Raw genomic sequence first — 21,458 nt, forward strand, 5'->3', positions numbered from 1 at the left:
TGTAGCAAAAAAACAGGGGATGGGTGCTGTCATATGGGATTATTTAACGACAGTAGACCATAAAAAGATTGCCATTCTCTATTTAATTGCAGGTGGATTGTTTTTTATAATAGGCGGAATAGAAGCTCTATTTATTCGCCTTCAATTAGCGATTCCTAACAACGCTTTTCTTGTTGGGGATGCTTATAATCAAGTATTAACTATGCACGGTACAACAATGATTTTCCTCGCAGCTATGCCACTCGTGTTTGCATTTATGAACGCCGCTGTACCACTTCAAATTGGTGCACGTGATGTAGCGTTCCCGTTTTTAAATTCACTCGGATTTTGGTTATTTTTCTTTGGTGGAGTATTTTTAAATTTAAGTTGGTTTTTAGGTGGAGCACCTGATGCAGGATGGACATCTTATGCATCTTTAGCTTTAGCCTCTAAAGGCCATGGTGTTGATTTTTATGTGCTTGGCTTGCAAATCTCCGGTATAGGTACATTAATTGGAGGTATTAACTTCCTTGTAACCATTATTAATATGCGTGCGCCAGGGATGACGTATATGCGTATGCCGATGTTTACATGGACGACATTTGTAACATCTTCATTAATATTATTTGCTTTTCCGCCGTTAACTGTAGGATTAGGACTTTTAATGTTAGACCGCTTATTTGGAACAAGTTTCTTTAATCCAGCACTGGGCGGGAATACAATTATATGGGAGCACTTATTCTGGATTTTCGGTCATCCAGAAGTATACATTCTTATACTCCCAGCTTTCGGAATATTCTCAGAAATCTTCGCGACGTTTTCGAAAAAACGATTATTTGGTTATTCGTCGATGGTGTTTGCGACAGTATTAATTGGATTTTTAGGGTTTATGGTATGGGCGCATCATATGTTTACTGTTGGGCTTGGTCCAGTTGCAAATGCTATTTTCTCAGTTGCAACAATGGCGATTGCGGTTCCGACCGGTATTAAAATATTCAACTGGCTCTTTACAATGTGGGGCGGAAGTATTCGTTTTACGACACCGATGATGTGGGCAGTAGCCTTCATTCCATCATTCGTAATGGGAGGAGTTACAGGTGTTATGCTAGCATCTGCACCAGCTGATTATCAATTTCATGATAACTATTTCGTAGTAGCTCACTTTCATTATGTAATTGTCGGTGGTGTTGTATTTGGTTTACTTGCAGGAGCCCATTATTATTGGCCACTGATGTTTAATAAAGTATTGAATGAAACGTTAGGAAAGATAACATTTTGGTTATTCTTTATCGGTTTCCATTTAACGTTCTTCATTCAGCATTTCCTTGGCTTAATTGGTATGCCACGTCGTTACTACACATATCTTGAAGGTCAAGGGTTGGAAATGGGCAATATGATTAGTTCTATTGGAGCGGTATTTATGGCTCTTGGAACGATTGTTCTTCTATTCAATGTAATTAAAACAACAGTATCAAAAGAAAAGGCTGGTCGTGATCCGTGGGATGGACGTACATTAGAATGGACAATGCCAGCACCTACACCAGAATATAACTTTAAACAATTACCATTTGTTCGCGGGTTAGATCCGTTTTGGATTGAAAAACGTGAAGGGAATAAAGAGATGACAGCGGCGGAACCAGTGGGTGATATTCATATGCCAAATCCATCATTTTCACCATTTATCATTTCTTTAGGATTGTTTATAGCGGCATTCGGTGCAATGTATATGCAGGGTGGAAAAGATAAGTTTTGGTTATTAGTAGCAATTATCGGTTTAATTATTACGTTTGGTACAATGTTCCTACGTTCAGTAATTGATGATCATGGATATCATATTCATAAAGAAGATTTAGAAGATAAGGGGGGCAAGGCGTAATGCATGTAGATGAAAAATTAACGAATGAAACATTTCCAGCAGAGCCTGAAAAAGCAACCCTTGAGGGGAAAAATAAGTTTGTCGGTTTTTGGTTATTTCTTGGAGGCGAAACAGTATTGTTCGCTTCCTTATTTGGCACATATTTAGCGTTAAAGAATTCTACAAATGGCGGACCAACATCTCAAGAGATGTTCCAAATGCCACTCGTTTTCATTATGACGATGCTTTTATTAACGAGTAGCTTAACGAGCGTATATGCGATGTATCATATGAAAAACTTTAATTTTAAGAAAATGCAACTTTGGCTACTGGTAACAGTGCTGCTAGGATTAGGGTTTTTAGGGTTTGAGATCTATGAGTTTTACCATTATACACATGAATTTAAGCATACTATGAGAAGTAGTGCATTTGGTTCTGCGTTTTATGCTCTTGTTGGTACACATGGACTCCACGTATTGTTTGGATTGTGTTGGATTTTAACATTAATCTTTAGAAATGCGAAGAGAGGTCTAAATTTATACAATGCACCGAAGTTTTATGTTGCATCGATTTATTGGCACTTTATTGACGTAGTTTGGGTGTTTATTTTCACTGTAGTATATTTAATGGGAATGGTGGGATAAACAATGGCGATAAAGCAAACGAATAATCCTAAAGTTGATCTTGTTTATCGGAAGAGAAAAAGTGCGGAGGAAATGAAGCATCAAGTTATTACATTTGCATTAATGATATTTTTAACATTAGTTGCATTTGTAGCAGTAGCATATCCGAAAACTTTCAGTCCGATTTTCTCAGTACCATTTATTTTACTATTAGCGGTGGTACAAGTAATTTTTCAATTGTACTATTTTATGCATATGAGTCATAAAGGACATGAAGCAGCGAGTTTCTTTCTTTATTCTGGTCTGCTAATCGGGTTAATTACAATTTTAGCTTTTATGACAATCGTGTGGATTTGAAAAGTGAAGAGGGAGCTTGTGTTGCCACAGCTCCCTCTTCATATTATGTGAAAAGATAACCTGAAGAAGGTAGGTGTGACAATGAGTAACTTGTGGATATTTGGTTTTCAAGCGCTATGGAGTCCAATCTTTTTATTATTTATGCTTTCGATCCTCATTGGATATTTTTTAATTATTGGACCATATAGAATGCGATTTGAACATGCGACGAAGGTAAGTAAGAAGCAAGTTTTTTATTTTACGACCGGGATTGTTCTTTTGTATTTTGTAAAGGGAGGGCCTATTGATTTAATTGGTCATATTATATTTAGTGCACATATGTTTGAAATGGCAGTTATGTATATTGCCGTTCCGCCGTTATTGTTGCTTGGTATACCAGTTTGGTTATATCGTTATATTACTTCTTTTAAGTTCGTTCAAATTATATTGAAGATATTTACTAAGCCACTTATCGCATTGTTTGTATTTAATGGCCTGTTTTCTTTTTATCATTTACCAGTTGTTTTTGATACAGTAAAACAAAGTCAAATTGCTCATCCTATTTGTCTCGCTATATTGTTCTTTACGGCAATCATGATGTGGTGGCCGATGCTAAATCCATTACCAGAATATCAAACGTTAAGTGATATAAAGAAACTTGGTTATATGTTTGCTAATGGTATATTATTAACGCCAGCTTGCGCGTTAATTATTTTTGCGACGGCACCGTTGTTTGCAACGTATACGGATCCAGCTGCTTGGATGAAGGCGATGGAATTATGTGTACCAGCGGGAACTTTATCTGATTTAAATATAACTGGACCAGAATTTTTACACTGGATGCCTGTTTTACAAGACCAACAAACAGGCGGCATCATTATGAAAATTGTCCAGGAAATAGTGTACGGTACGATTATTGGTTATGTGTTCTTTCGATGGGCGCGTCGAGAGCGTGAAAAGGATAAAGAGCAGTTACAACAATTGCCGCCGTATTTACAAACGAAGTAAAAAGTGTATGGGTTCCCATACACTTTTTTAGTTTTACTAAACTCTAATAGATTGAATTTTCTAATTATTTATGTTAAGTTAGTGTAGGCATGTACTAAAAGTGGATATAAGATTTACTACTAGCTTTAATGCATAATAATTCCATGTGTAGTACAAGTTTTTTAGAGAGTTACAAATTTATATTGTTATCTTTAATAAAACAAGGACTATTTTAAGGGGGAATTTAAATGGGTAGTAGTGGAAGTATGGTAAAGCCAATTAGTGGTTTTTTAGCAGCATTAATACAATATCCAGTACCGGTAGTAGAGTCACGTGCAGACATTGATAAACAAATTAAACAGATCATAAAAACAATTCATTCAACTAAAGCAGGGTATCCTGGATTGGAATTGATAGTATTTCCAGAATATAGTACGCAAGGGCTTAATACAAAAAAATGGACTACAGAAGAGTTTTTATGTACGGTCCCTGGGCCAGAAACAGACTTGTTTGCTGAGGCATGTAAAGAGTCTGAAGTATATGGTGTTTTTTCTATAATGGAAAGAAATCCTGATGGTGGAGAACCGTATAATACAGCAATAATTATTGATCCACAAGGTGGTGCGACACGTTCCTAAGTGAAAAGCTTAGGCATTGTCGAACTTACAGTTCAACAGTGAACTGTCATTCCAAGAAGTCAAATGATAGGGTAACGCCTTGAAGGGCTTCCTTTAATACTCCGACATGCAGTGAAGTTAGCAAGAACTGAACTGTATGAAGCTCGGTGAAGTCGGTTGAGAGTTACCGTAATCCTATAGGATACGAAAGTCACTCAGAGGTGGGTGGTGTAACCTATAAACCGGAAGTCTATAAATTACCTATGGTTAGTATGCACTATGAACCAATAGAGTATGGTATGTGCGGACGAATCTCTGATGGTACGGGTCTATATCGGAAGTAAGTCGAAAGGCTTACTGACACAATTAGTGTTGCTACTGTGGATGAGTAAAACTCGCCTTTATGAAAGTCCATATATTGTTACAGGCAATATCAAGGTAGCAGGCTCATAGGAGAAACCTAACGGTATATGCACAGATAGGAATGACGGAACGTGGTAAGCTGTCAACACTGAGGGCTTGCTTCCGATGAAGTGGTTCTAGGGAAAACAATTGTAAATTGTATAACCTAGGTTTATGACAGTGAAAGTGGTGGCACAGTACCTATGAAACGTGTAATGAACGTGGAGGGATAGCCACTAGTCGATTGAAAACTGACTGTTACTTATGGTTGACATGGTTTCGAGTAAGACTAAAGAGATGTAAACCTCCAGTAAATAAGGGGAGGTTACAGCCCATGTTAAAGAAAACTAAACTAAGGCACAGTGAATATTACGACATGCAAAGAAAGTATGATGAGTTATATTCTAATAGCCTTAATGGTAACAATTTCTATAAATTAATTGATATTATCGGTTCGGAAGAAAATATTAGATTAGCATACCGCAACATCAAAACTAATAAGGGGAGTAACACGGCTGGAGTTGACAATTTAACCATTAAAGATATTTGGCACCTAAACGATACAAAGATTATTCATGAAGTTAGGAAACGATTAAATAACTATCAACCACAAGCAGTTAAAAGAGTCCTTATCCCAAAAGAGGGCAGTGATAAGAAGCGACCCCTGGGGATTCCAACAATTTGGGACAGATTAGTACAACAATCTATCCTCCAAGTATTGGAACCTATTTGTGAAGCTAAGTTTCATAACCATAGTTATGGATTTAGACCGAACAGAAGTACACACCATGCACTAAGTAGAGTTGTAAGTCTTATTAACATAGGTCACCAACACTACTGTGTTGATATTGACATTAAGGGGTTCTTTGATAATGTATGCCACAAAAAGCTATTAAGGCAAATGTGGACTCTGGGAATAAGAGACAAATCACTTCTATGTGTTATTTCAAAAATCCTTAAATCTGAGATAGAAGGAGAGGGTATTCCCAATAAGGGTACTCCGCAAGGAGGAATTATTTCTCCTTTACTTTCCAACATTGTTCTAAATGAACTTGATTGGTGGATAAGTAGCCAATGGGAAACCTACAAACCTCACAGAATCTCTACTCGGCATTTAGGGTTTCGACAATATGCTAGGAAGTACACGAATCTAAAATGTGGTTATGTAGTGAGATACGCGGATGACTTCAAAATAATGTGTCGGACTTATGATGAAGCACAACGCTTTTATCATGCGACAGTTGATTTTCTCAAATCCCGCTTGGGATTAGAAATTAACCCCAAAAAGTCCAAAGTGGTTAATCTCAAGAAAAACTCGTCAGTTTTCCTTGGATTCAAAATCAAAGTGGTTAAACAAGGTAAAGCTAAATTTGGATATATTGCAAAAACCAGTATGTCCGACAAAGCTATTACAAAAGCTAAAAGACAACTAAAAGAACGAATCAAAGGAATTCAAAAGGAGCCCACTTCAGAGAAAGTTACTCAATTTAATTCAACCCTTCTTGGTATACAAAATTACTTTAAATATGCGGTTACAATTTACATGGATTTAACGGAGGTAAATTACTCTCTGCGAAGAGTCATAAGAACCAGACTTAGAAACAATATGAAGCACATGAAGTTCTGTGAAACATCTGTGAATTTTAAAAGGAAGACCAAAGGAATACAACCTAACACTAAGATTTACGTTGTACAGAACACTCCACTCTTACCAGTTACAGGAATACATCATAAAAACCCGTGGAATTTTTCGCAGGTTATCTGTAACTATACGGAAACGGGGCGTAATAAAGTACATAGTAATCTTAAGGCAATACCTAAGGATGTTCTCAACCAAGTTATGAGGACTTATTCGAAGAATAAAAGTATTGAGTACAACGATAATAGGATATCAAAATACGTTGCTCAATATGGTAAGTGTTATGTAACTGGTGAGGAAATTGGTATTGAACGTGTTCATTGTCATCACATTGTTCCCATTAAACAAGGTGGGGATGACAAGTACAACAACTTGGTAATTGTAGATTGGTTTATACACAAACTGATTCACATGACGAATCTTAATAAGATTACACATTACCTTCGGTCTTTTAAACTTAACAAGAAACAAATGGATAAACTGAATGTGCTAAGAACTAAAGCTGGAAATGAACCGATAGTAACATAATTTGATTTTAAAGTCAGTTGGAAACGATGGAACGCCGTATGCTAGGAAACTAGCACGTACGGTGTGAGGTGGGGGAAAAGGTGGAGATTACATCAAAGCCTTACCTATCATCATAAATGATTTTGAAGTATCGTAAGCTAAATCCTTGGGTGCCAGTTGAACCTTGGAAGGCTGGAGATTTAGGTTTACCTGTTTGTGATGGACCAGGAGGAAGTAAATTAGCTGTTTGTATTTGTCATGATGGTATGTTTCCTGAAGTAGCTCGTGAAGCAGCTTATAAAGGTGCAAATGTCTTGATTCGTATTTCTGGATATAGCACACAAGTTAGTGAACAATGGATGTTAACTAATCGTTCGAATGCATGGCAAAATTTAATGTATACATTGTCGGTGAACTTAGCCGGTTATGATGGTGTATTTTATTATTTTGGTGAAGGACAAGTATGTAATTTTGATGGGACTACTTTAGTGCAGGGACACCGAAATCCTTGGGAGATTGTTACTGCTGAAGTATATCCAGAGCTAGCAGATCAAGCTAGATTAGGATGGGGTCTCGAAAATAATATATATAATTTAGGTTCAAGGGGATATGTAGCGACTCCTGGTGGGGTGAAAGAAAACCCATATACGTTTGTAAAAGATTTAGCTGAAGGTAAATATAAGGTTCCTTGGGAAGATGAGATTAAAGTAAAGGATGGAACTATTTATGGGTATCCAGTCAAAAAGACGATTCATTCTTAAGTAAGATAAATAGAACAAGCGCATCATATTGATGCGCTTGTTCTATTTACTCAATGATTTGGAATTCTTTTAACTCTTTTTCGATATTTTGTAGGAGTTGTTCGCTTTTTTGAAGTACATTCGTTGGGAAAATTTCACCATCACCATATTCAACGCCGTGAGGATAATAGTGTTTACCTAATAAGGGAGGAAGTAGCTTTATTTCAGCGTGTCTACTACCAATGTCACCTTCAACAGCTAAACCTTGTACACGTAAATAATAAACATCGTTTAATATTTCGAATTTATAATCGTATGTAACTCGTTCATAATCCCACTGTCCAGCAAGTACAAAATGGTTCTTTTCCATAATCTCTGTTAATAGTGTTAAATCAACGACGGCTCCATTAAATTTTGTATTTGTAAATTGCATAAAATACCTCCTTTTTTTATGTTACATCATTATTTTTATAATAGTATGAATAATAAGAAAGTGCAATTCATATTGAGAGAAAAGGGATAATCCAGACTTTTTTTGCAAAAATATGATATAGTGAAAAGAGTACGGTACACACAAAAAAAGGAAAGAAAAGGATTTGTGTATATCTCAATTTTATGTTTTGTGCAGGAGGTATATCGATTGAAGAAATTATTGCGTATCGTAATGATTACAATTTTAATTTTAGCTGTTGATTTATACGGGAAATTACTCGTTTCACAATATATATTAACCCCATCTCAATCAAAGCAAGAAAATAAAATTGTGAAAAAGAAAAAACAAGTGAATGAAGACTCTTCCGATACGGTTTTAAATATGATTGGTGGGGACTCTGAAAATTTATTAGCAAAATGGGGCGAACCTTCTCGAATAGAACCATCTGCTTACGGATATGAATGGTGGGTATACAATCAAGATTTATCTCAGTATGTTCAATTTGGGGTTGCTGAACGCAAAATTGTAACGGCGTATGTCGCTGGTGAGCAAGTTAAGGTGCCACCTTATTATATAAATGAAAAGTATGAAGATGTGTATAAAAAGAATCCACTTTCTCATGAGATTTCGTTAAAAAGAGGAAAGAATAGTTATCAATTTGAGTTATCTGATACTGAAGTGATGGAACAACCATTAGTACCAGTAGAAGATGGTTGGGCACAATTATATTTTGATCATTTTACGCATGAGCTGGTCGGTGTTCGTTATATGGATGACGAAACGTTATTGCGTCAAAGACCGTATCAGCTCGTTTATTCGGGTGAATTATTAGCAGAACAACCATTAACTCCAGATAAAATGAAACAAATAGAGAATGGGAATATGCAACAAATTTTTGATTTAACAAATATTATTCGAAGTCGTCATAATTTACCGTTATTAGCGTGGGACCAACAAACGGCAGAGGTGGCAATCGGTCATAGTAAAGATATGAAGGATAATAATTACTTTTCACACGATTCACCTACATTAGGTACGTTAGGAGATCGTTTACAGCGCGGGAAAGTAGGATTTCAGCTTGCCGGTGAGAACATAGCGGCGCAACATAGTGATGGGGTTGCGGCATTGCAAGGTTGGTTAAATAGTGAGGGACATCGAAAGAATTTATTGAATGAACAATTTACAGGATTAGGTGTTGGCGTATACGATAAGTTTTATACACAAAATTTTATTCGGAAATAAAATGAAACTGTAAATTGTGGATGGGAATCTTCCCCTATGCAAATAGTAGGATAAAAAGGTGCATGAATCGTCTAAAAATAGGCGAACCATGCGCCTTTTTTTTCTTATTATATAGTAGATATACATGAAGAGGTGAGGATTATGCCGACAACAAAAGGACCGTTACATCCATCGGTTCAACAGTTTAAAGAGTTTGTAAACCATCACCCTAAAATGGTTCATGAAGTTCGAAGTGGTCATAAAACTTGGCAACAGTTTTATGAGGAATGGTACTTACTTGGTGAAGAAGATCCAATATGGGCAACTTTTAGACCGGATGGAGCGCCTGCTTTTTCTTCGGTAAAAGAAAAGAAAAAAGAAAAAGGAAAAGAAAAGGATACTCGAACTGAAGAGGAAAAAACTGCTGATGTGATGGGACAAATGCTTTCTTTCTTTAAAAAGTTAGACGTGGAACAAATGCAACATCATTTAGCGAATGTGACGAGTGCGATTGGTAGTGTGCAACAAGTTTTTCAACAATTTCAAGGGAAACGCACGCAGCAAGAAGAGAGTACTTCCGAAAATAATCCATTTTTCTTTCAGAAGGATTAGGAGGAAAGCGGATGAGAGCAGAAATTATGGAGTTTATAAAGGCTGATGAGGATTTATCTCGCTATATTAGGGAGCAACCGTACTGGTATAGAAAACTAACGCGAAACCCTGAAGAAAAAGAGGCATTTGAGTTAGCAGCTATGCAACATTTCAAAAAAACGATACCAGATAAAGTTGAGAAATTTCAAAATCAATTGGCAGTTGCTTCCATTATGATTGATATGTTTCAGTATATGAAGCAACAAAATGCAACATAATTGGAAGGGAAAACTATGTCCGTCATGCAGAACTTTTGATACAATAGAAGCGGATTATTTAAAAAGGAGTTGCAGCATGAGCATGACGGAAATTTGTTTAGTACGACATGGACAAACTGATTGGAATTTTCAAGAGATTATTCAGGGACGTGAAGATATTCCGCTTAATGAAGTGGGGAAGAAGCAAGCAAGTCAAAGTGCAGCTGCTTTGCAAGCGGAGGCATGGGATGTAATTATAAGTAGCCCATTAATTAGAGCGCAAGAAACAGCTAAGGAAATTGCAGAGGCAACTGGATTACAATCAATTTTATTAGATGAGCGATTTGTTGAACGTAATTTTGGTGAAGCTTCTGGGAAGCCAGTTGCGACTGTTAGGGAATTAATTGCAGAAGGTAAAGTAGAAGGTATGGAGCAAGATGAAGAAATTGTAGCTCGTTGTTTTGCTGCGGTAAAAGACGTTGCAGAAACTCATTCTGGCAAACGTATTATTATTGTAGCCCATTCTCATGCGATAAAAGCAATTTTACATGCAATTGCTCCGGAAGATATTTCGTTTAAGACACCGTTAAAAAACGCATGTATTAGTTATGTGAATGAAAATAGTGGGAAGTGGGATGTTGTTAAATACAACATTGCGGAACATATTAATGTATAAATGCGTACTGAAATTATTAAAAAATAGTTAGAATGATATCTTTCTGTTTAGTGAGACACTTCAATTAGTAGTTCTATTCTAAATGTGGTATGATAAATACTCGGAGGTGTCTCTCATGATTGTAGCGACGCTAGAAAGCGTATTAATATTAGATAAGGCAGAGCAGCTTGCAAAAGCGATCATCTGTTCAGATATAGCAGAAGATTACCGTAAATGTTATAAAGACTTGCATGAAGATATGGAAGTTCAGACGTTAATTCAGCAATTTACAGCGATGAAAGAACGATATGAGGAAGTGCAACGTTTCGGTAAATATCATCCTGACTATACTTTCGTTTCGACGAAAATGAGGGAATTGAAGCGTTCTGTAGATTTACATGATAAGATTGCAGCTTTTAAACGAGTAGAAACGGCTTTACAAAAGTTGTTAGATGAAGTGAGTGTAGCAATCGGTTCTGAGGTGTCCTCTTCCATCAAAGTTCCAACAGGAAATCCATTTTTTGATGCTGGTGGCTGTGGTGGCGGTTGTGGTACCGGCGGAGGTTGCGGTTGTAAAAAAACGGGGTAAATCACCCCGTTTTTTAGAAGATAGAAGAAAACGTATACAGAGTTTGTCCTGTAATGTCATAAATTTCTGATTGGTTTTCATAAAATATAAAATATATGTTTTTAAAAGGAGAAGATGGAGAAGATTATGTTCGGGCAACGACAAAGTATGATTGTTTATTTACATTCATTGAAACATGCCAAGATTTTAAGAAAATATGGTAACATACATTACATATCAAAACGTTTAAAATATGCAGTAGTATATTGTGATATGGAACAAATTGAGCATATGATGCAAAAGTTGAACAAACTTCCTTTTGTGAAAAAGATAGAACAGTCGTACCGCCCGTATTTAAAAACGGAATTTGAAAATTCACGTCCTGATCGGGCAAAAGAATACGATTATAGCTAATAGAAAAAATCCCCTGCTAATTTTAACAGGGGATTTTTTATTTGAAATAACACATTATTTCATTGGAGGAATAAAATTATTCATTCGTAAAATACCAATTAAATGATTGAAAAACAGTTCTTTTTCTGGGAAAGTTGTGGATGGTTTTACCGTAAAGGTAGTCACTTTTTTTCCAAGTTGTTCTGCCGTTTCTTCAAATAAAATGACGCGTTTACTTTTTTTATTTTCAAGTACAGGAATGCCTTCACGACATATGTATAATGGTTGGAAATCACCAGTAGTAGTTGGTTTTAATATTACAACAAGTGAGCACACTTTTTTTTCATTTTTAATTGTTTCAAATTGTAACATATGTGTTATACGTTCTTGATTTGCTTTGGCAATTTCAAGTAATTCATATAAATCAGAGTAGCCCTCTCCGAGTTCTATAAAGCGTTGAATCATATCTTTTCCTCCTCTTTCTTTTACTGTACCATCTCACTTTTTAAATGAAAAGTAGACAAAGAAAAAAAACCCTGCAAAGCAGGGCCCTTCTTATACTAGCATGTACTAGTAAGAAGGCAAAGGGAGAGGAGAAACCGGAGGAAGAACTTATGGGGAAACGTAAGTCTTCTCCGCGGTTGGCAACAACATCGAAGGTGATGTTGTTATAATTATTTATGTCCAATCTAAATGAAGATATACATGATGAAATTAAATTTTATGTTGGGCTTTTTATTTTTCTTTTTTTTATTTTATGATAGGATAAAAAAGATAAAGTGAAACGAATAGTTCGTGTTAGCGAATGGTGAGATGAATACATAAAAATGCAGAGTGGTTATTTTAAGCTAAGTTCTTCTAGTCTTCGTTGGAAGATGAATGGAATCGTAAAGTTTGGTAGCGGTTACCGAATGGAGAAGGGCTTTCTATAATTGCTCGATAGATTGAAATAAAGGTAGTGACAACAGATGAGAGTAGTTTCAGGAAAATGTAAAGGACACCCACTTAAAGCGGTGCCAGGTAATACAACACGTCCAACGACTGATAAAGTAAAAGAATCCATTTTTAATATGATAGGCCCTTATTTTGATGGGGGTGTCGCTCTTGATTTATTTGGTGGTAGCGGTGGTCTTGGAATCGAAGCTATAAGTAGAGGGATTGATAAAGCGATTTTTGTTGATCGAGACAATAAAGCGATAAAGGTAATCCATCAAAATTTAGAAAGTTGTAGAATACAGGAACAAGCTGAAGTATATCGGAATGATGCAGAACGTGCGATAAAAGCACTTATAAAACGTGAAATGTCATTTGATCTTATATTAATTGATCCTCCATATAAAGATCAAAAAATTGTATCTTTAATTAGTGTAATGGATCAACATGGATTGCTACATAACGATGGTTTAATTATGGCGGAGCATGGTAATGATGTAGTTTTACCTGAGTCTATAGGAAGACTTGTAAAGGTGCGAGCTGAAAATTATGGCATTACAGCGATATCGATTTATAAGTATGAAGGTGAGGGGACGGAATGACAAGTATAGCTATTTCTTCGGGAAGTTTTGATCCAATTACCCTTGGGCATCTGGATATTATTAAAAGGGGAGCAAAAGTATTTGACGAGGTATACGTAGTAGTGTTAAACAACTCGTCAAAAAAACCGTTCTTTTCAGTGGAAGAGCGTTTAGATTTAATTCGAGAAGCAACAAAGGATATTCCTAATGTCAAAGTAGATTCACATAGTGGACTACTAGTTGAGTATGCAAAAATGCGTAATGCGAACGCGATTTTACGTGGATTACGAGCAGTTTCTGATTTTGAATATGAGATGCAAATTACTTCTATGAATCGAAAGTTAGATGAAAACATTGAAACCTTTTTTATTATGACAAACAATCAATACTCATTTTTAAGCTCGAGCATTGTGAAAGAAGTTGCGAGATATGGAGGAAGTGTAGTAGATCTTGTACCTCCTGTTGTAGAACGTGCTTTAAAAGAAAAGTTTCAAACCCCGTTAAAGTGAACGGGGTTTTTCTTTGTTGCTCCGAAAAAATAATAAGATGACATATACATATAAACAAAATAATGTAAATATCGGTCCGTAGTGTATAAAAGATGTCCAAATTTCATGCAGAATAGAAGAATGATTCGATAAAAAGACAGGGATATCTTTTTGCATAGGTGAAAAAGAGCTTACTTTTTCATAAAATGGTTTCCAAAATATAAAAGTAAAAATAGGAGCAAGAATACTTTGGATAATTCTTGCGAAAAAATAGGGCTTAAATCTAATGTCTGTTTCAGCTAATATGCTAGCGACTTGTGCCTGAATAGAAAGGCCGCTAAATGCTAAAATAAAGCTTGTTACCATAGCTTGCTGCAGGAGGGGTGTTTCATTTATTTGACTAATCATTTGGCTTCCAAGTGTCATTTCAAACATGCCAGATAATATTGGGATACTAAATTCAGTAGTTAGTTGGAAGAATGATAAAATATGTTGCATAATAAAAGAAAGGGCTGCTGTAATATGAAATACAGTAATCATTTTATTTAAAACAGAGAATAAAATAATAAATCCACCAATCATAAGTAGCGTTTGAATAGAAGAAACGATAGCGTCCCCAAGTAATTTTCCTATTGGTCTTTTTTCTTGCATACGTGTCTCGTGTAGAATTGAAAAAGGGTTTTGAAAAGGGTGTTTTTTAGTAACATGTTTATCATGCGTGGAACTGTTGTTATTGCCGTAAAAACGCATCAGTAACCCGACAGCAAAATTACTTAAATAATGTGCAGCAGCTAATACGATTCCTAATTTCGGATTATTGAAAAAACCGATAGAAACAGCGCCAAAAATAAAAAGTGGATTGGATGAGTTTGTAAAAGATACGAGGCGCTCTGCTTCAATTTGTGTTAGCTGATTGCTTTTGCGCAGTCTAGCGCTTAATTTGGCGCCAGCGGGAAAGCCTGAAGCCATTCCCATTGCCCAAACAAATCCGCCTATTCCTGGAACGCGGAAAAGTGGTCGCATAAGTGGTTCTAATATAACGCCTATAAATTTTACAACACCAATACTAATGAGAAGTTCGGCAATGATGAAAAACGGTAAAAGTGAAGGGAATACAACTTCCCACCATATATTTAACCCTCGAATGGAAGCTTGTAAAGCAGCTTGGGGGTGGAGTACAAGAGAAAAGGTTAAAAAAAGTGTTGATATGGTAAGGAAAGCCGTTTTCCATTTTTCATACATGTAAGTAAATCCCCCTTTGTCCCAAAAAACGTTCATTTCAGTATACGTGGATACGTAGTGAATTTAGACCATAAGTATGAAAAAGGAACGAAAAAAATTAAAGGGTGAGAAAAGTGAAAGAACCGAAAATTGGCTTAGCTCTTGGATCTGGGGGCGCAAAAGGTTTTGCTCATATTGGTGTTATAAAGGTTTTAAGGGAAAATGATATACCGATTCATATGATTGCAGGAAGTAGTATGGGGGCTTTGGTAGGTACATTTTATGCGGCTAGTTCAAACGTTGAAAGACTGTATAAACTGGCAAATGTTTTTAAGAGGAAATATTATTTAGATTTTACGGTTCCGAAAATGGGATTTATTTCTGGAAAACGTGTCAAAGATATGATTAAAATGTTTACATATAATAAAAATTTAGAAGAATTAGATATCCCGACGGCTGTTGTGGCTACTGATATCTTAAAGGGGGAAAAAGTAGTTTTTACAAGTGGTCCAGTTGCAGAGGCGGTGAGAGCAAGTATTTCTGTACCTGGAGTGTTTGTGCCAGAGAAAATAGATGGACGATTATTGGTAGATGGCGGAGTAATTGATCGCATCCCAGTATCGGTTGTGAAAGAGTTAGGTGCCGATATTGTCATTGCTGTTGATGTATCCCCGATTAAAGTAAATGGAGAGGTTACGTCTATTTATGATGTAATTATGCAGAGTATTGAAATTATGCAACATGAGCTTGTGATAAATCGGCAAATTGCATCTGATTTAATGATGCGCCCAGCTGTAGAACAATTTAGTTCCCGGGCTTTTACAAACATTGAAGACATTATTCGAGTTGGAGAGGTAGAAGCGGAAAAGCATGTTGCAAATATTCATTTATTAATTGAGCAGTGGAAGGAGAAACATAATGTTTAAGCGTTTTCGGTTTATATATGCAATTTTAATAGGGGTTATATTGGCAATGTTACTTGTTTATGTACGCCTGCCGTATTATGTAACGAAACCAGGAATGGCTGCCAAATTAGAGCCTTACGTTCAAGTTGAAGGGGGAACAAAAGAATCTGGTGATTTTATGCTTGTTACGGTTTCAATGGGACCGGCAAATGTAGTGAATTTAATAGCGGCACAGTTTAATAAATATACACATATTTCAAAAGCGGAAGAAATATTGCAAAAAGGTGAAAGTGATGAAGAATATCAATTTCGCCAAAATTATGCAATGAAAGATTCGCAAAATGCAGCGATTTATAATGCCTATAAACGTGCAAATCGTACTGTTTCTTTTGAAAATAAAGGTGTGTTGGTTGCTGGTGTAGCGAAAGGGATGCCTTCAGAAGGAAAGCTTAAACTTGGAGATGTTATCATTGCCGTCGACGGAAAAACATTTGAAAAGACAGAACAATTTATTGAATATATGACAGGGAAAAAAGAAGGAGATACAGTAAATATTGAGTACAAGAGGGATGGGAAACAGTTAAAAGAAAATTTAAATGTAAAGACTATTCCGAATGGAAATGGACGTGTTGGTATAGGTGTTTCTATCGTTACGGAAAGAGAATTAGTGGTAGATCCGAAAGTGAAAATTGACTCTCATGAAATAGGCGGACCATCGGCAGGCCTAATGTTTACATTAGAAATATATAATCAACTGGTGGAAGATGATTTAACAAGAGGGCATGAAATAGCTGGAACAGGGACGATCAATGAAAAGGGAGAAGTTGGCCCGATTGGTGGTATTCAGCAAAAAGTGGTTGCTGCAAGTGATGCTGGTGCTGAAGTGTTCTTTGCACCAAATGAAAAAGGTGCGGAGAAATCGAATTATAAAGATGCACTTGAGGCTGCGAAAGATATTAAAACGAAAATGAAAGTTGTGCCAGTTGATACGTTGGATGATGCATTAATGTATTTGGAAAAAATGGGGAAGAAATAAAAAAATCTCTCTGAAAAGAGAGATTTTTTTATAGGAATTTTGCAGTTGTTTCATCGTAACGAATTGGGTGATGTGTTGCATCTTGTTTTAGTAGTTGTGTTCGTAATGGTTCTTGTATGATGGAGAAATATACAGAATTGGCTTTTCGATCTATGTGTAAAGTAGGATGGTCAAATGTTTTTGTATGGGTAAGGATTGGAAGCTCTATTTTTTTCTTGTTTTTTGAAAGGTACGTTTGTCCTTTTTGTGACATGCCTAATAGACGAATGTATGGTGCATGTTGCTCTATATTTGCGCAATGTATTTCTTCTTTTGTTGTATTTGTTAAAATATGTGTACAAGCTCTTTGTAATCTAGTCCACGTATAACGTTTCGTTTTTAACGCTTCCATGAATGAATGGAAGGAGGAACTGGTTTGTATTTTTGATAAAATACGATGCTCTAACCCTTCCTCAATTTCATATATATGTCGTAAGTCTTCTGGAGACATTGTCATAAGTTTGTATTTAAAAAATGAAAAGTATTGTTCCCAATTATGTAATGTCCCGTAGTTTTGTTTATAACTTGCTAAAAGAGAAGCAGTCGCTTTTGGGATGAAAGGCTCAATTTCTGTAAAGGAACTATTTTCACTAAAAAGTTGTTTGCGAATACTTGTTGCGCTTGCAATATGTTGGTCGTTAAATGTTTCATCATGATAATGAGATGCGAACCTTTTTATCGTTTGTGCTTGCATAGAACTATTTTGCATTAGAATTGCTTTTATGTATTGGAAGCCTAAAATGTTATTTGGTTGTGACATGTCTATATTTTTTTCAGAAGATAAAATGTGTAGGAAAGCTTCAGATGTAGCTTTTGCGTAACTATTACCTGCGTTCATAAATTGCTTTACAAGACGATTAAAAGTCTCTTCTTCATTTTTCTGCACAGAGATGGTGTTATAAAAATTTTCGATTTGTCCATCTTCACTGCCGAAACAAATTTCAGAAACGTGTAGGGCGTTTAAAATAGAAATAGCGCCATTTGCAAAGGTTTCGGCCTTTTGCGTTGAAAAGGCATAAGGAAGCTCTACAACGAGGTCTACACCGCATGCTAAGGCCATTTTGGTACGATACCATTTGGATACGAGTGCTGGCTCACCACGTTGTAAAAAAGGGCCACTCATAACAGCGATTGTAATATCAGAGTGTGTTAACTTTTTTGTTTGTTGCACATGATAAGCATGACCGTTATGAAAAGGGTTATATTCAACAACAATACCACTGGCTTTTATGGTAATCTCTCCTTTCGATGTAGCATCTTTTTGAAAAACGTGATACTCTATATATTATTTACTATGATGACTTCATTATAGTGTAAAGAAAAAACATTGACAAATATAAAATGGCTAGCTATAATTTTGTTTGTTGCCTTGAGGTGATATGATATGAAATGGTCCATCCATCAATTGAATAAATTGAGAAATAAAGGATTGACATTGGATGAGATGGTAGATGTAAGTGAGCTAAAAGAGGTCGAGAAAGATATTCGTGAAATTAATCCTGTTCACGTAACAGGAAGAGTTGATTTTGGCTCCGGTAAGTTTACGTTCCATCTACATATAACTGGAAGCATGGTTTTACCATGTTCTCGCTCTTTAGTAGATGTGACATTACCATTTGACATTAAAACAACTGAGGTGTTCCAAACTTCACAAGAAGAATTTGAAACTGAAGCTGAAATTCATTGTTTAGAAGGAGAAGTACTTGACTTACTGCCCGTAATCAAGGAAAATATACTTTTGGAGATTCCAATGCAAATTTTCAGTGATGATGTTTCTGGTGGAGCACCGACGCAAGGTCAAGACTGGCAAGTGATTTCGGAAGAAGACAAAGAAAAGCCTGTTGATCCAAGATTGGCAGGACTTGCAAAGTTTTTTGACAAATAATCGGAAGACTGGTTCAGGCCTTCATATGAAAATAACTATTTCTTTTAAGGAGGTGGGAAGAATGGCTGTACCTTTTAGAAGAACTTCTAAAACAGTAAAAAGAAAGCGTCGTACGCATTTCAAATTATCAGTACCTGGTATGGTAGAGTGCCCAAGCTGTGGTGAAGCGAAATTAGCTCACCGTGTATGTAAAGCATGCGGTACTTACAAAGGTAAAGAAGTAATCAGCAAGTAATTGCGGGAAAATAAACGTAGAAGATATCTTCTACGTTTATTTTTTTGTCTTATTCTTCATTTGTTGTATTCTATCTTTTCTAGTAACTGCATATGTTTAATAAAAAATGCATAGGGAGGACTAGAGAGATGGCGACAACAAGACAAGATGCTTGGACTGATGATGAAGATTTGCTTCTGGCAGAAGTAGTACTCCGGCATATTCGAGAAGGTGGAACGCAATTATCTGCCTTTAAAGAAGTGGGAAGACATTTATCTCGTACACCAGCAGCATGTGGCTTTAGATGGAATTCTTACGTTAGAAAGCAATACAAAGAACGTATTGAAGAAGCGAAGCAACTGCGTAAAGTGGAAAATTATGAAGTGAAAGAGACGAAGGTATTAGAACCTACGTCAATTACATTGAATGATGTTATTGATTTCTTGCAAAATTATAAAGATGAAAACTCTTTAGTGGTGTTGCAACAGCAAATTGAATCGTTACAAACAGAGAAAGAGAGCCTGTTGGAGCGATTATCAGTATATGAGGAAGAATATAGAACATTGCTTGATTATATCGATCAAAAAAGAAGTGTAATGGTAGCGGAAAGAAATAGCGCTCGTTCGAATGGGAAATTAGAGAAGTTAAAGAAATAAAAAAACAGCTGCTATGTAGCTGTTTTTTTATTTCTTATGCAGACTCTTCGTTTGTAACCGTATTCAAATTTGTTTCTGGGTGCCAAACGTAAAAATCACCATCAGGTACTGACACAGGTTGGAAATTTAATTTATCCCAAAAACCAGCTGAATGGATACGTGCGATCGTTTTAATTGGGAACTGTAGTCCCTTCGCATAATTTACAAGCATTTCTCCGAATCCTTGTTTTTGGAAAGTTGGTAATACTTCAAGTTTATAAAGTTCTAGGTAAGTACCTGTAATTTCGAATGGTTCCCCGCCGTTCCTTTTCATGTATAGACTCATACGTGCAATGAGTGATCCACCATAATAAATACCGTAAAATGGAGATTCACTATTGTTTTCAATAATGTTTGCTTGTAATTCTTCTAACATGGATAGTTCTTGAGCTCCGCAGCCTTTAAATTTTTTAAACTCGTCTAATGTTTTATAATTGATGAGCAAGCGCTCAACTTTTGGGAATCCCATAACATCACATCCTTTTTGTCTCATTGAATGCAGAAAAGTGAAAATATTTATAATAATATTATAACTCATTTTTTTATTTTTATGAAGATGATAGTGTATTTCTTTTATTATTTTTTGAGGATTTGCTAAACTAAGAGTAGAAGCATAGTAATAAGTAGTCTATACATATTGGAAGAAGAGGTGGCATTTGTTCATCTTTAGTTAATTATGATTCCACACGAATCGAATCGAGTGTTTGAGGAATAAAAGGGGAGGGGAAAAAGGGACTTGTGTATCGTGTTCAGATGAGTTCCTTACGTGAAAATGAAAATCGGAGTTGTGGGACCAGGAGCTATTGGTCTATTGTATACATTTTATTTACAAAAAAGTAATCAAGATGTTACGTTGTTTACAAGGACAGCTAAGCAGGCTGACGAATTAAATATAACGGGTGTAACTTGTATTAGGGAGGGGAAACGTGAAACGGTATTCCCGCCAGTATTACCAATAGAAAGTATGCTAGACCAGCAGCTAGATTATATATTTATTGCTGTTAAGCAATATCATATAACTGACATACTACCTTTTGTGCGAGGGAAATCCTCAGTAGTCTTTTTGCAAAACGGAATGTCACACCTTCATGCTATGCAGAAAATAGAGAATGAAAATATTGCAGTTGGAATTGTAGAGCATGGTGCAAAAAAAGAAGAAAGACATACCGTTTATCATACAGGGATAGGTGTAACGAAGTTTGGAATCGTGCGCGGTCGGTCTATACATTTTGAAAAAATATTTAATTGCTTTCCTTTTCCGCATTTTCCAATTCGAATAGAAGATGATTGGAAGGGTGTTATGCACAAAAAATTAGTAGTGAATGTATGTATCAATCCATTGACGGCATTATTACAGGTCAAGAACGGAGAATTGATTACGAACCCGTTTTTTAATCAGATGATGGAGCAAGTATTCCAGGAGGTCGTTTTTCTCGTTAAAGAAGAAAAAGAAATGGTATGGGAAATGGTACGTCATGTATGTGAAAGAACGTCTCATAATACATCATCTATGTTGGCAGATGTAAGGGCGAATAGACAAACAGAGATTGGTGCGATTGTTGGATATGTATTAGAAGAAGCGAAGAAACAGCAACGATCCGTTCCGACACTTCAATTTTTGTTCGATGCAATAAAAGGGTTAGAAGTAAAAGTATAAG

Annotated in this window: 24 protein-coding genes and 2 pseudogenes; 21 read left to right on the top strand and 5 right to left on the bottom strand. The window is 36.0% G+C overall.

Annotated features, from left to right (window positions below):
* The first annotated feature begins 19 nt into the window (after window positions 1-19).
* From ctaD to LMD38_RS07430, 7 genes and pseudogenes are all read left to right on the top strand, one after another.
* Complete coding sequence (ctaD, locus tag LMD38_RS07400) at window positions 20-1,855, top strand: cytochrome c oxidase subunit I (protein ID WP_011040617.1); 1,836 nt, start codon at window positions 20-22, stop codon at window positions 1,853-1,855.
* Window positions 1,855-2,478, top strand: coding sequence for a cytochrome c oxidase subunit III (gene ctaE / locus LMD38_RS07405; protein ID WP_000557861.1), 624 nt, complete (start codon window positions 1,855-1,857; stop codon window positions 2,476-2,478). Before ctaD ends, ctaE begins: the two co-directional genes overlap by 1 nt.
* A 3-nt stretch (window positions 2,479-2,481) precedes the next feature.
* Complete coding sequence (ctaF, locus tag LMD38_RS07410; protein ID WP_000985700.1) at window positions 2,482-2,814, top strand: cytochrome c oxidase subunit IVB; 333 nt, start codon at window positions 2,482-2,484, stop codon at window positions 2,812-2,814.
* Window positions 2,815-2,895: 81 nt separating this feature from the next.
* Entirely contained in the window at window positions 2,896-3,801 is a 906-nt protein-coding gene (gene ctaG / locus LMD38_RS07415; RefSeq protein WP_000069015.1) for a cytochrome c oxidase assembly factor CtaG, read from the top strand.
* Between the two features lie 227 nt (window positions 3,802-4,028).
* Window positions 4,029-4,400: pseudogene (locus tag LMD38_RS07420) on the top strand (nitrilase-related carbon-nitrogen hydrolase); the annotation flags it as partial.
* 733 nt (window positions 4,401-5,133) lie between these two features.
* Window positions 5,134-6,966, top strand: coding sequence for a group II intron reverse transcriptase/maturase (gene ltrA, locus LMD38_RS07425; RefSeq protein WP_000914978.1), 1,833 nt, complete (start codon window positions 5,134-5,136; stop codon window positions 6,964-6,966).
* A gap of 116 nt (window positions 6,967-7,082) precedes the next feature.
* Window positions 7,083-7,706: pseudogene (locus LMD38_RS07430) on the top strand (formamidase); the annotation flags it as partial.
* Between the two features lie 46 nt (window positions 7,707-7,752).
* Here LMD38_RS07430 and LMD38_RS07435 read toward each other — a convergent pair.
* Window positions 7,753-8,118: a YugN family protein gene (locus tag LMD38_RS07435; RefSeq protein WP_062821682.1), complete on the bottom strand. Its 366-nt coding sequence runs from the start codon at window positions 8,116-8,118 to the stop codon at window positions 7,753-7,755.
* Between the two features lie 207 nt (window positions 8,119-8,325).
* Between LMD38_RS07435 and LMD38_RS07440 the strand changes: the two genes are divergently transcribed.
* From LMD38_RS07440 to LMD38_RS07465, 6 genes are all read left to right on the top strand, one after another.
* Window positions 8,326-9,360 (top strand): CAP domain-containing protein, encoded by a 1,035-nt coding sequence (locus tag LMD38_RS07440; protein WP_000735396.1) that lies wholly within the window; start codon window positions 8,326-8,328, stop codon window positions 9,358-9,360.
* 141 nt (window positions 9,361-9,501) lie between these two features.
* The gene (ylbD, locus tag LMD38_RS07445; protein ID WP_001143334.1) at window positions 9,502-9,951 is read left to right on the top strand and encodes a YlbD family protein; all 450 of its coding nucleotides are present in this window, start codon (window positions 9,502-9,504) and stop codon (window positions 9,949-9,951) included.
* An 11-nt stretch (window positions 9,952-9,962) separates the two neighbouring features.
* Window positions 9,963-10,208 (top strand): YlbE-like family protein, encoded by a 246-nt coding sequence (locus LMD38_RS07450; protein WP_001200990.1) that lies wholly within the window; start codon window positions 9,963-9,965, stop codon window positions 10,206-10,208.
* Between the two features lie 82 nt (window positions 10,209-10,290).
* Window positions 10,291-10,863: a histidine phosphatase family protein gene (locus LMD38_RS07455; protein WP_062821683.1), complete on the top strand. Its 573-nt coding sequence runs from the start codon at window positions 10,291-10,293 to the stop codon at window positions 10,861-10,863.
* Window positions 10,864-10,978: 115 nt separating this feature from the next.
* Window positions 10,979-11,431, top strand: coding sequence for a YlbF/YmcA family competence regulator (locus LMD38_RS07460; protein ID WP_000634351.1), 453 nt, complete (start codon window positions 10,979-10,981; stop codon window positions 11,429-11,431).
* Between the two features lie 126 nt (window positions 11,432-11,557).
* Window positions 11,558-11,824 carry a YlbG family protein gene (locus LMD38_RS07465; protein ID WP_002080814.1) on the top strand — a complete coding sequence of 89 codons (267 nt, stop codon included), beginning with the start codon at window positions 11,558-11,560 and terminating at the stop codon, window positions 11,822-11,824.
* 54 nt (window positions 11,825-11,878) lie between these two features.
* Here the strand turns inward: LMD38_RS07465 and LMD38_RS07470 are convergent, their stop codons facing one another.
* Entirely contained in the window at window positions 11,879-12,268 is a 390-nt protein-coding gene (locus tag LMD38_RS07470) for a DUF7147 family protein (RefSeq protein WP_000616011.1), read from the bottom strand.
* Window positions 12,269-12,771: 503 nt separating this feature from the next.
* Here LMD38_RS07470 and rsmD point away from each other — a divergent pair.
* A complete protein-coding gene (rsmD, locus tag LMD38_RS07475) occupies window positions 12,772-13,338 on the top strand; it encodes a 16S rRNA (guanine(966)-N(2))-methyltransferase RsmD (protein ID WP_001266989.1) in 567 nt (188 codons plus the stop codon).
* On the top strand, window positions 13,335-13,826 hold the full coding sequence (gene coaD, locus LMD38_RS07480; protein WP_000200598.1) for a pantetheine-phosphate adenylyltransferase: 492 nt from the start codon (window positions 13,335-13,337) through the stop codon (window positions 13,824-13,826). Before rsmD ends, coaD begins: the two co-directional genes overlap by 4 nt.
* Here coaD and ylbJ read toward each other — a convergent pair.
* On the bottom strand, window positions 13,818-15,047 hold the full coding sequence (gene ylbJ / locus LMD38_RS07485) for a sporulation integral membrane protein YlbJ (protein ID WP_062821681.1): 1,230 nt from the start codon (window positions 15,045-15,047) through the stop codon (window positions 13,818-13,820). The two genes, coaD and ylbJ, sit on opposite strands and share 9 nt — an antisense overlap.
* Before the next feature lie 113 nt (window positions 15,048-15,160).
* Between ylbJ and LMD38_RS07490 the strand changes: the two genes are divergently transcribed.
* Complete coding sequence (locus LMD38_RS07490; protein WP_000662598.1) at window positions 15,161-15,952, top strand: patatin-like phospholipase family protein; 792 nt, start codon at window positions 15,161-15,163, stop codon at window positions 15,950-15,952.
* A complete protein-coding gene (locus LMD38_RS07495; RefSeq protein WP_000476306.1) occupies window positions 15,945-16,967 on the top strand; it encodes a SepM family pheromone-processing serine protease in 1,023 nt (340 codons plus the stop codon). The genes LMD38_RS07490 and LMD38_RS07495 overlap by 8 nt, the downstream gene beginning before the upstream one ends.
* Window positions 16,968-16,995: 28 nt before the next feature.
* Here the strand turns inward: LMD38_RS07495 and LMD38_RS07500 are convergent, their stop codons facing one another.
* Window positions 16,996-18,177: a nucleotidyltransferase gene (locus LMD38_RS07500; RefSeq protein WP_001187903.1), complete on the bottom strand. Its 1,182-nt coding sequence runs from the start codon at window positions 18,175-18,177 to the stop codon at window positions 16,996-16,998.
* A gap of 213 nt (window positions 18,178-18,390) precedes the next feature.
* Here LMD38_RS07500 and LMD38_RS07505 point away from each other — a divergent pair, with 213 nt between their 5' ends.
* The 3 genes from LMD38_RS07505 (at window position 18,391) to LMD38_RS07515 (ending at window position 19,761) form a co-directional block, all read left to right on the top strand.
* Window positions 18,391-18,891 (top strand): YceD family protein, encoded by a 501-nt coding sequence (locus LMD38_RS07505; RefSeq protein WP_000872145.1) that lies wholly within the window; start codon window positions 18,391-18,393, stop codon window positions 18,889-18,891.
* A 61-nt stretch (window positions 18,892-18,952) separates the two neighbouring features.
* Window positions 18,953-19,126 (top strand): 50S ribosomal protein L32, encoded by a 174-nt coding sequence (gene rpmF / locus LMD38_RS07510; RefSeq protein WP_001984764.1) that lies wholly within the window; start codon window positions 18,953-18,955, stop codon window positions 19,124-19,126.
* A 128-nt stretch (window positions 19,127-19,254) separates the two neighbouring features.
* Window positions 19,255-19,761: an RsfA family transcriptional regulator gene (locus LMD38_RS07515; protein ID WP_000246478.1), complete on the top strand. Its 507-nt coding sequence runs from the start codon at window positions 19,255-19,257 to the stop codon at window positions 19,759-19,761.
* A gap of 34 nt (window positions 19,762-19,795) precedes the next feature.
* Here LMD38_RS07515 and LMD38_RS07520 read toward each other — a convergent pair whose 3' ends face one another.
* Entirely contained in the window at window positions 19,796-20,269 is a 474-nt protein-coding gene (locus tag LMD38_RS07520) for an N-acetyltransferase (protein ID WP_000506708.1), read from the bottom strand.
* Window positions 20,270-20,566: 297 nt separating this feature from the next.
* Here LMD38_RS07520 and panE point away from each other — a divergent pair, with 297 nt between their 5' ends.
* Complete coding sequence (panE, locus tag LMD38_RS07525) at window positions 20,567-21,457, top strand: 2-dehydropantoate 2-reductase (RefSeq protein ID WP_000782390.1); 891 nt, start codon at window positions 20,567-20,569, stop codon at window positions 21,455-21,457.
* Window position 21,458: the final 1 nt, after the last annotated feature.

It is taken from the genome of Bacillus pacificus, from assembly GCF_020861345.1.
Taxonomy (GTDB): domain Bacteria; phylum Bacillota; class Bacilli; order Bacillales; family Bacillaceae_G; genus Bacillus_A; species Bacillus_A pacificus.

Coding starts and splice junctions, on each gene's coding strand:
- LMD38_RS07460 (WP_000634351.1), top strand. CDS start 10,979: ATGATTGTAGCGACGCTAGAAAGCGTATTAATATTAGATAAGGCAGAG.
- ctaD (WP_011040617.1), top strand. CDS start 20: ATGGGTGCTGTCATATGGGATTATTTAACGACAGTAGACCATAAAAAG.
- ctaE (WP_000557861.1), top strand. CDS start 1,855: ATGCATGTAGATGAAAAATTAACGAATGAAACATTTCCAGCAGAGCCT.
- LMD38_RS07465 (WP_002080814.1), top strand. CDS start 11,558: ATGTTCGGGCAACGACAAAGTATGATTGTTTATTTACATTCATTGAAA.
- rsmD (WP_001266989.1), top strand. CDS start 12,772: ATGAGAGTAGTTTCAGGAAAATGTAAAGGACACCCACTTAAAGCGGTG.
- ctaG (WP_000069015.1), top strand. CDS start 2,896: ATGAGTAACTTGTGGATATTTGGTTTTCAAGCGCTATGGAGTCCAATC.
- LMD38_RS07470 (WP_000616011.1), bottom strand. CDS start 12,268: ATGATTCAACGCTTTATAGAACTCGGAGAGGGCTACTCTGATTTATAT.
- ltrA (WP_000914978.1), top strand. CDS start 5,134: ATGTTAAAGAAAACTAAACTAAGGCACAGTGAATATTACGACATGCAA.
- coaD (WP_000200598.1), top strand. CDS start 13,335: ATGACAAGTATAGCTATTTCTTCGGGAAGTTTTGATCCAATTACCCTT.
- ctaF (WP_000985700.1), top strand. CDS start 2,482: ATGGCGATAAAGCAAACGAATAATCCTAAAGTTGATCTTGTTTATCGG.
- LMD38_RS07450 (WP_001200990.1), top strand. CDS start 9,963: ATGAGAGCAGAAATTATGGAGTTTATAAAGGCTGATGAGGATTTATCT.
- LMD38_RS07515 (WP_000246478.1), top strand. CDS start 19,255: ATGGCGACAACAAGACAAGATGCTTGGACTGATGATGAAGATTTGCTT.
- LMD38_RS07455 (WP_062821683.1), top strand. CDS start 10,291: ATGACGGAAATTTGTTTAGTACGACATGGACAAACTGATTGGAATTTT.
- LMD38_RS07520 (WP_000506708.1), bottom strand. CDS start 20,269: ATGGGATTCCCAAAAGTTGAGCGCTTGCTCATCAATTATAAAACATTA.
- ylbJ (WP_062821681.1), bottom strand. CDS start 15,047: ATGTATGAAAAATGGAAAACGGCTTTCCTTACCATATCAACACTTTTT.
- LMD38_RS07505 (WP_000872145.1), top strand. CDS start 18,391: ATGAAATGGTCCATCCATCAATTGAATAAATTGAGAAATAAAGGATTG.
- LMD38_RS07495 (WP_000476306.1), top strand. CDS start 15,945: ATGTTTAAGCGTTTTCGGTTTATATATGCAATTTTAATAGGGGTTATA.
- ylbD (WP_001143334.1), top strand. CDS start 9,502: ATGCCGACAACAAAAGGACCGTTACATCCATCGGTTCAACAGTTTAAA.
- rpmF (WP_001984764.1), top strand. CDS start 18,953: ATGGCTGTACCTTTTAGAAGAACTTCTAAAACAGTAAAAAGAAAGCGT.
- LMD38_RS07435 (WP_062821682.1), bottom strand. CDS start 8,118: ATGCAATTTACAAATACAAAATTTAATGGAGCCGTCGTTGATTTAACA.